Origin of the sequence: Nostoc sp. NZL (assembly GCF_015714705.1) — a bacterium.
Lineage (GTDB): Bacteria > Cyanobacteriota > Cyanobacteriia > Cyanobacteriales > Nostocaceae > Nostoc > Nostoc foliaceum_A.
Genome location: NZ_WBKL01000010.1, coordinates 1 through 8,938 on the forward strand (window position 1 = coordinate 1; position 8,938 = coordinate 8,938).

General features: G+C 40.2%; 10 protein-coding genes and 2 pseudogenes. 6 read left to right on the forward strand and 6 right to left on the reverse strand.

Annotation, left to right across the window (positions count from 1 at the left end; translation table 11 throughout):
• Positions 1–226: pseudogene (locus F8R90_RS01210) on the forward strand (RNA-guided endonuclease TnpB family protein); the annotation flags it as partial.
• Here the strand turns inward: F8R90_RS01210 and F8R90_RS01215 are convergent.
• The 4 genes and pseudogenes from F8R90_RS01215 to F8R90_RS33305 form a co-directional block, all read right to left on the reverse strand.
• The gene (locus F8R90_RS01215; protein WP_230966026.1) at positions 209–625 is read right to left on the reverse strand and encodes a DUF4386 domain-containing protein; all 417 of its coding nucleotides are present in this window, start codon (positions 623–625) and stop codon (positions 209–211) included. The pseudogene F8R90_RS01210 and the gene F8R90_RS01215 sit on opposite strands and share 18 nt — an antisense overlap.
• Positions 626–734: 109 nt before the next feature.
• Positions 735–1,172, reverse strand: a pseudogene (locus tag F8R90_RS01220) (cupin domain-containing protein); the annotation flags it as partial.
• A 72-nt stretch (positions 1,173–1,244) separates the two neighbouring features.
• Positions 1,245–2,276 carry an IS701 family transposase gene (locus F8R90_RS01225; RefSeq protein ID WP_196508897.1) on the reverse strand — a complete coding sequence of 344 codons (1,032 nt, stop codon included), beginning with the start codon at positions 2,274–2,276 and terminating at the stop codon, positions 1,245–1,247.
• A gap of 145 nt (positions 2,277–2,421) precedes the next feature.
• Entirely contained in the window at positions 2,422–2,550 is a 129-nt protein-coding gene (locus tag F8R90_RS33305) for a hypothetical protein (protein WP_269141713.1), read from the reverse strand.
• A gap of 125 nt (positions 2,551–2,675) precedes the next feature.
• Here F8R90_RS33305 and F8R90_RS01230 point away from each other — a divergent pair, with 125 nt between their 5' ends.
• Entirely contained in the window at positions 2,676–3,686 is a 1,011-nt protein-coding gene (locus tag F8R90_RS01230; RefSeq protein WP_196508882.1) for an AraC family transcriptional regulator, read from the forward strand.
• Between the two features lie 37 nt (positions 3,687–3,723).
• Here the strand turns inward: F8R90_RS01230 and F8R90_RS01235 are convergent, their stop codons facing one another.
• Positions 3,724–4,026, reverse strand: coding sequence for an acylphosphatase (locus F8R90_RS01235; RefSeq protein ID WP_190894938.1), 303 nt, complete (start codon positions 4,024–4,026; stop codon positions 3,724–3,726).
• Positions 4,027–4,104: 78 nt separating this feature from the next.
• The gene (locus tag F8R90_RS01240) at positions 4,105–4,350 is read right to left on the reverse strand and encodes a polyribonucleotide nucleotidyltransferase (RefSeq protein ID WP_196508884.1); all 246 of its coding nucleotides are present in this window, start codon (positions 4,348–4,350) and stop codon (positions 4,105–4,107) included.
• Between the two features lie 223 nt (positions 4,351–4,573).
• On the opposite strand from F8R90_RS01240, the gene F8R90_RS01245 reads away from it, so the two are divergent.
• The 4 genes from F8R90_RS01245 to F8R90_RS01260 form a co-directional block, all read left to right on the forward strand.
• Positions 4,574–4,951, forward strand: a complete 378-nt coding sequence (locus F8R90_RS01245; RefSeq protein WP_196508886.1) for a DUF1823 family protein — start codon at positions 4,574–4,576, stop codon at positions 4,949–4,951.
• 313 nt (positions 4,952–5,264) lie between these two features.
• The gene (locus F8R90_RS01250) at positions 5,265–6,923 is read left to right on the forward strand and encodes an alpha-amylase family glycosyl hydrolase (protein ID WP_196508888.1); all 1,659 of its coding nucleotides are present in this window, start codon (positions 5,265–5,267) and stop codon (positions 6,921–6,923) included.
• Between the two features lie 199 nt (positions 6,924–7,122).
• Complete coding sequence (locus F8R90_RS01255) at positions 7,123–8,181, forward strand: 3-deoxy-7-phosphoheptulonate synthase (RefSeq protein ID WP_196508890.1); 1,059 nt, start codon at positions 7,123–7,125, stop codon at positions 8,179–8,181.
• A gap of 445 nt (positions 8,182–8,626) precedes the next feature.
• A partial coding sequence (locus F8R90_RS01260; RefSeq protein WP_196508892.1) for an IS5 family transposase occupies positions 8,627–8,938 on the forward strand: 312 nt, incomplete at its 3' end.

Consider the following 8,938-nt stretch of genomic DNA (forward strand, 5'->3'; position numbering starts at 1 on the left):
TTGCTGCCCCCATTGCGGAACAGCCTTAGACCGTGACCATAATGCAGCGCTGAATATTCTTGAAATTGGACTCCGTACTGTGGGGCACACAGGAACGTTAATCGCCTCTGGAGACATCGACCTCTGCGTGGGTGAGGAAACTCCTCCAAGTAAGTCGGGTCGCGGAAAGAGGAAGTCCAAAGAGCGATCTTTGGAATCCCCCGCTATATCAGGTACTCCTGATTAGCGGCGGGAGGATGTCAATAGCAGATGGGTCAACATATAAGTTTGCGAGAACAGGAAGCACAAATACCCAGCGCATCAGCCCAACAGACTGTACCAAACCAGAAAGCACACCCATGAGCGTAGCAGCAGACAGATAGGGAGTATCTTCGCGCCCCAGCACTTTCTGAAATAGAACACTGGTCGGAATGAACAGCAATACTACCAAAGCAAAGCTAAACCAAGTGAGAATTAATCCAGCACCGCCTGCATGGAACTGAGTTAAAACGTAATCGGTGGGTTTGCGTAAAATGTCATCGTACTCAAAGTTTTGTATTAGCAGATAATAGGGTATATTCAGCAGAAGAGAAAACACAATAAACAAAACACCCGTTGTTCTTGCTACTTGTAAACGGTTCATCATCTTGCCTCGAATTAGAGTTTAAGTAAAAAGGTGAGTGGGGAAGATGAGGGAGAAATCAATTCAAAATTCAAAATTTAAAAACTTCTGCCTCCTCTTTTTCAATGCCAATTTATTTGTATTTAACTAATGACTGATCCACCCTCAAAAATCGGGCAATTCCAGTTAAAACTCCGATCATCAGTTTTTGCACAAATACTGGTGGGCCAACGATGATAGTGTCTGCTTTCTTAATCAGCAAGGCAAATTGCAAAAGATTTGTAGGAGTTCCTTCCTTGTTTACCTTACCGTCGATCGCTAGTCCAAACAGCGATCGCAGGAAATGCTCAAACTCACCAGCCGCCCGGACTTCCGAAGTGAAAATCACCCAATTATCAGAGGCATTGCGGAAACTATGATACACATTAGCAGGTATCTGCAAGACTTCTCCCGGCTGCAATACTTTGAGATTTCCTTTCTCACCAACTTCCATCTCCAGTGAGCCACTTAAAACCTCAAAGATTTCTGTCTTAGTATCGTGATAGTGCAGCGGGCTACCTTGGGAACCGGGTGGTAGCTCAAACTGGAATTTTACATACTCTCCATTGGTATCTAGAACTTACGCATTGACAGAAAATTGATACTATGCGGCCAATCCCAACTTCTGTGTTAGGTGTGACAAAATAAAGTCACGAGCCACTTGAAGAGATAAATTTCTTTGGATTTCATACCAATTTTCAATTAAATCTTCTGCCCGCATTAATTCTAATTGTGTGAAAGCGCGAATTGCACTAAAAAAGTGAGTTTTAATAGCATCGGTTGTTCTAACCATGAATCTCCCAATGCCACATACTTGTTTAATAGCTCTGTGGTAACACTCAATCCCCCAATGAATTGAATGTAGCTCTTTAAATTCTGTTATTGAAATTGAGTTTAGTGTATCTTTTTCAGGGATATACATAATGCAATATCTTTTAGTTTCGTTTTTGAAACTTTTCCGAAATACCTTTACCTGACCAAAGTTCTTTAGATACACTATTAAACCATCTTCGGAAATTTCTAAGTTTTGGACTTGGGTAAAATTTTTACCATCAATCGAACATGAGCGATTTTTAGCTACCCCAGTTAAAAACCCTAATCCCTTGTTTTTCAGTAACTTCAGGTTTTCTTGACTGGAATACCAAGCGTCAGTTGTCATTGTTTTAGGCTTTAAACCCCAATCCATTACCTCAGTAATCATTTCTCGTAAATAATCATTTTTAGTCTTGTTATCTTGTTTGTTATAAATGCGATAATTTACAGGTACAGATTTCCCTGATAAATCGGTGTAATACAAGGTAATTAACTGAACTCCCTTGACGGCACGATGATGTCTACCTGAATAGTAATAACCAATTAATTCTGCTATTTCCAGGTCACTATGAGGCTTATCAATTACCGTATCATCTCCGCTTAAAGTACCTCCAACTAGATTGATATTGGGCTTGATTTCTTCAAATAAGTCCTTGGGTTCGTACCGTTCACGTAGCAAAAATCTATTGATGCTATCATGAGATAAATTTTTCATTATCTCTGCCAGACGTGTGCAACCTGGATACTTTGATTCTGCCAGTAGAAACAGAGTATAAGTGTTCAAGTCACATTTAGCGGTTGATGGTTTAGTAATTGCTCTGATTGTCCGAACCCTAAACACAGCCAAGTAAATTATCTGTTTTTAACGCCTCTGGTAACTAGCGTAGGTGTAGCCCGCCGCAGGCATCGCTATTTTTTTTCTGTATTCTCCTTATTCACTTTTTGTCTTGCTTGTAAATGCGTAAGTTCTAGGTATCATTAGTTGAGCAAAGAATCGTCATGCGATCGCCTGTCACCGGGTTCTCAATTTGTTCTCCATTTGAGTCTGTGGTCAAGGTTGCGTTAGCAGAGTGAGTGCCTAGTTTTGCAGATATCATTTTGAAAAATTCCTTTCGCGTTGTTCATACTCTCAAGGTATGCTGTCTGCGGGATCTGGAATTGACATCCTGCGCCAAAGAATTGACAAAACACGCCGATTTAGAAAACTACGCCTGAATGCTTTATGAAAGAGGCAACTTTCTCCGTATCCATCGTTCGAGACATTATTCAATATGCAGCAACTTATGGGATTGATGCTAAGAAGTTGTGTGCTGCTGCGGGAATTGAACTAGCGCTGATAGAAATGCCCGATCAGCAGATTACCGGAGCGCCCCTGAAAGCCTTGTGGCGTGAAGTGGTTAAATTGACAGGTGACGAAAACTTTGGCTTGCACTTAGGCGAAGCTTTTAATGTCGCTGCGATCGGCATTGTTGGCTATGTGCTGTTGAATTGTAATACATTCGATCAGGTTTTAGAAAAACTCTCTCGTTACACCCGTTTATTCAGCCAAGGTGTTTACATTAATTTCTCAATATTTGAAGAACAAATATTGTGTGATTGTGAAATCGTAGACCATTTAAAAAACTATTTGTTAGAAGAACCTCGACATCCCATCGAGAGTACCTTTGCTGCTTTGATGAGGGCAACAAAAATGCTCACAGGTAAGCAACTCTATCTCCAAACAGTTTGGTTTCAACACCCACGCCCAAATGATATTTCTGAACATGAGCGGATTTTTGGCACAGACATACGTTTTTTAGCACCGACAAATCGAATGATTTTGGATGCCAATTGTTTGCATTGGCCAGTTTTATCAGCCAACCCCAGCCTGTTGTCTATCTTTGAACAACATGCAAAAGCCATGTTAGATGAGTTGAGCCAAGAGAATACTTATAGCAACCGTGTTGTTCAGGCGATTTCTCAACACTTAAAAGGAGAAGTTCCTGCACTCAATACCATTGCTCACAGTTTAGCTATTAGCGTCCGTAACTTGCAGAGAGAATTGCAAACAGAGGGTACTTCATACCAACAACTCTTGGATGCAACGCGCAAAGAATTAGCGCTACGACACCTAAAAAACACAGATACTCCAATACATGATGTTGCTTTTCTGCTCGGCTTTTCTGAACCGAGTGCATTCCACCGCGCCTTCAAACGATGGACAGGAAAAACCCCACGAACCTACAGAGGCTAAAATTACGAATTACGAACTACGAATTACGAATTACAAATTACTCAACCCGCTTAACTTCAAATCCCCGTAACCCTTCTGGTACCTCATACTCAACCACAACATCTTTAACTACAGCAGCAGGTGGACCAGAGTGACACCAGCGAACCATGTCATCTACAACCTCTCGCGCCCCTTCAAAAACTGCCTCTACTCGATTATCGGGGAGATTCCGCACCCAACCAGTTAATCCCAACTGGCTAGCTGTATCCACAGTGGAATAGCGATAGCCCACTCCTTGGACTCGGCCAGAAATGAATACATGGGCGCGGATGATCTTTGGCAGTGCTGTGGAATTCTGCATAGACTGGTCTAATCTTTACGATTTCCAGTCTACCTAGTTTGTGTATACACAACCTGTTTTTAACTCCAACTCGCGAAATTAATCTCGGTCTTCGTCTTCATCTTCATCGCCGCGATGTCTGTACTCGCGGTCTTCGTCTTCATCATCGTCATCGCTGCGATGTCTGTACTCACGGTCATTATCATCGCCACCGCCATGTCTGTACTGGCTATCTTCGTCTTCGTCACTGTGATTTCTGTACTGGCGATCGCGATTATCCCATTCTTCATCACGTTGTTTCTGCTTGCCACCGACTATATTTCTGAACATATCCCCTATTCCCATAATTTTCCTCCTGAGTTGGCGAATCTCTCTATTCAGGGTCACTTTAGTAGTTTGTCTAATGCTTGTGGCGGATAAATCTTCCAGCAGGTGTAAATAAAAATAAAATCCCCCCTATCTTTGGGAGTGTCGCAAAGTAGTGATAAAGTGTTTTTCACTACCTACTAACTGTTGTGAATTTAATTAAACAGTAGTCAGTTTTTCAACTTTGAATTATGAATTGCTTATGTCTAACCTGCCACCACTCAATACAGAAACAATTTGGGCAATTCTTGACGATAAACTTGATAATGCTACAGTCAACCAGTTGCTATGGCATTATTTAGGCTATCGCTATGATTCCTCAACTGCACAATGGGACAATAGCCAAGTTGCACCAGAATGGCAAGATGAGTACCCACAACCACCAAATTTCATTGAATCTCGCCCTGCAACAGTCAAGTTGACTCGTTCCATTCCTGCTGAAAACAAACAAATGCTAAAAGAAAAACTGGGTTTCAAAGGTTATAAGATTGGTGAATTTGGGCCTCGGCAAACTCGCAGAGCGACCGCGGCGAATTGGTTGTTAAGTTATCTACAACAAACTAGCGGCGAAATTGAGTAATCTTATACAGCAGGTATTTAGCAATAAATATATTCTTTTACTGAATATCTGCTATTTAATAAATCAATAAAAACCTTTAGATTCTGTTTATTAATACAGGAAGTAAATGCACTAATAAATATAATCTAGATATTAGTTAAAAATCCTATAAACAGTCAAAATTAGCCAAAAGCAGTTAATTTTTATAAAATATTTATAAATTCATCCTGAAGATAGAAGCAGTGGCTATATAATTCTTTCTCTAGAGCGATTTGCAAATTTAATTGAGCATCAGAGAATACTTCTATCAACCCTTGATATTACAAATACTTCTATGGCAAAGCCAATTGAATTTAATTTATTTGCACCTTACAACAAAGGAGTCGCATTAATTGGTTCTTTTTCTGATTGGCAAGAAATTCCAATGGAAAAAGGTGATGATGGTTATTTTCGCACAAGTGTTGAACTAGAAGACGGCGTTTATAAATATAAATTTCGCGTCCAGTCAAATTCATGGTTTTTTGAACCAGAACAATGGGTTGATGTCACAGATCCCTATGCAACTGATATAGATGAACTGAGTGGAAAAGATGATAGTGTTATCCGGGTCAAAGATGGTGAAAGAATTACTGATACCTATGTTTGGCAAAATGACGATAAACCTTTACCTGCTGACCACGAATTGGTAATTTATGAATTGCACGTCGGTGACTTTTCTGGTGGTGAGGATGATCCTTATGCACGAGGCAAGTACAAACACGTCATTGAAAAGTTAGATTATTTGTGCGAACTAGGAATCAACGCTATTGAGTTGATGCCACTTAAAGAATATCCTGGTGATTATAGTTGGGGTTATAATCCTCGCCACTTTTTTGCAACAGAATCAAGCTATGGTTCTACTGCTGAATTGAAAAAATTGATTGATGAGTGTCATGGCAGAGGTATTCGTGTAATTCTTGACGGTATTTATAACCACTCAGAAGCATCTGCTCCTTTAACACAAATTGACCACGATTACTGGTATCATCACGAACCTCGTGACCCTGATAATAACTGGGGGCCTGAGTTTAATTATGAACATTATGACGAAAAATTAGATATTCATCCAGCGCGGAAATTTACTGGTGAGGCAATCCGTTTCTGGATTCAGGAATATCATCTTGATGGTATTCGCTATGATGCAGCACGGCAAATTGCTAATTACGACTTCATGCACTGGATTGTTCAGGAAGCCAAAAAAACTGCTGGTGCAAAGCCTTTTTATAACGTTGCTGAACACATTCCTGAAACTACCAGCATTACCAATGTAGATGGGCCAATGGATGGTTGCTGGCATGATAGTTTCTATCACTGCATTCTAGAACATATCTGCGGTGATACATTTGATTTAGAGCGTCTAAAAGATGTCATTGACTGCAAGCGCCAAGGCTTTTTGGGTGCCACCAACGTAGTAAATTACCTCACCAACCATGACCATAACCATGTCATGGTTGAATTGGGAAACCGTGAGATTTTTGACGAAGAAGCCTTTAGGCGGGTTAAATTAGGAGTAGCCATCCTAATGACTGCTGTTGGTGTACCTTTGATTTGGATGGGAGAGGAATTTGGTGAGTACAAACCGAAACAACCTGAATCATCCAAAATCGATTGGACGCTGTTAGGTAATGATTTAAATCGTAGTTTATTTGAATCATACAAAGGCTTAACCAACCTGCGTAAAAGCAATCATGCCCTTTACACAGAAAATATTGATTTTATCCACGAAAATCCAGAGGCAAAAGTATTAGCTTATACTCGTTGGAATGATGAAGGTTCTCGTGTAGTCGTAATTGCAAATTTCTCAGAAAACTTCCTAGCTGACTATCATGTTCCTAACTTTCCTAGCGCTGGTACATGGCACGAGTGGACAGGTAATTATGATGTTGAAGCCGGTGATGATGGAATTATAACTGACTTAGGGCCATACGAAGCCAAAGTGTTTGTATGGCAGTAATCATATACACTACCACTGAAGCACTAGTTCAATAGCAAAGAAAAAGGGGAAAGCTATTTCCCCTTTTTCAGTTATTACCTTACTCATCTACAGTCTAGTTAGAAATTTGTCAAGTAAAAAAGAAGCTATTTTAAAATTTCATGGGTTTATGTTACACTTTTGAGTTGAAGTGCGTATATAAAATTGCCAGAGCATCCCCATGCACAATAAATTATTTAATACTAATATCGACAACGCTAACATTGAGAACGATCGCATTTTATTAACTCCCAATGAAATCAAATCAAAATTACCTTTAACACAATTAGCTGAACAAAGAGTTTTAGCATATAGGCAGGAAATAGAACAGATCCTGGATTTTGAGGATCGCAGAAAATTTATAGTGGTTGGCCCATGCTCAATCCACGACCCAAAAGCAGCGCTCGAATATTCTGAAAAGTTGAAAAGATTAGCCGAGCGAGTCCAGGATAAGCTGCTACTAATTATGCGAGTGTACTTTGAAAAACCAAGAACAACCGTAGGCTGGAAAGGGTTAATTAACGATCCAGATATGGATGATTCTTTCCATGTAGAGAATGGGTTATTAATTGCACGGGATCTATTATTAAAAATTACAGAATTGGGATTACCTGCTGGTACAGAAGCACTAGATCCAATCATACCTCAATACATTAGTGAACTGATCACGTGGTCTGCCATTGGAGCACGCACGACCGAATCACAAACTCACCGTGAAATGGCAAGTGGACTTTCGATGCCTGTGGGTTTTAAAAACGGTACTGACGGCAATATTCAAGTAGCTTTGAATGCCCTCCAATCTGCTGGAAATCCACATAATTTCCTGGGAATTAACCAAAACGGACAAGTTAGCGTCTTTCAAACTAAAGGTAATGGCTACGGTCACGTAATTTTAAGGGGTGGTAGTCAACCCAACTTTGATGCAGAAAATGTCAAACTGGTAGAAGAGAAGTTAAAACAGGCGAATTTACCACCGAGAATTGTTATTGACTGTAGCCACGGCAATACTAATAAAGATTACAAATTACAAGGTGCTGTCTTAGAAAGTATTGTTCAGCAAATAGTAGATGGTAATACATCAATAGTTGGCATGATGCTGGAATCTCATTTGTATGAAGGTAGTCAACCAATTACTGGTAAGCAAGAAGAATTAAGATATGGTATTTCTGTAACTGATAAATGTATTGGCTGGGAAGAAACTGAAAAAATTATTTTGGCTGCTTACGAAAAACTTAAATAATTACAATAGAGGCGCATAGGTAGCTGTGCGCTTTTACCTCAATACGCTTGGTGTTAGTGATATTTTGCCCTGGAAGATCCCCCAACCCTCCCAATACGGTTCGGTTAAGGGAAGAGACGGCGATTTATCGCGTCTTTGTGATCTATTCATCAAAAAACCTTATCCGAACCGTATTGCCAACCCTCCTTAAAAAGGCTTGCTGTAATTTTCTACTTGTTGCCTTCCTCGGTTTTTCTTATAGATGCTGTTTCATATCTATTGGTATTGTGATATAAGTCTGTTACTATTTGTTCTAAGAATAAATCTCGGTTTTCAAGCCAGGTTATACCTGGCTTCTCTAAATATTTTACAAATTAAAGACATTATTTGATGCTTCACCTAGGGCGTGTCATCAATTAGGTAAACTAAAATCAGTGATGCTTGGGATAAGCCAAATAGAGTTCTAATGACTCGACGTTATGCGCTACGAGATGACCAGTGGGAGAAGATCAAAGACTTACTACCTGGACGAAGAGGATATGTGGGTGTGACAGCCAAAGATAATAGGTTGTTTGTAGAAGCAGTGCTGTACCGTTATCGGGGAGGGATAGCCTGGAGAGACCTCCCAGAGCGATTTGGAGATTTCCGAGTGATTCATACTCGTTTTAGCCGATGGTCAAAAACGGGGGTTTGGGAAGGAGTGTTTCAGCGCTTGGCAGATGATGCTGATAATGAATATGCGATGATTGACTCCACGATTGTCCGTGCCCATCAGCAT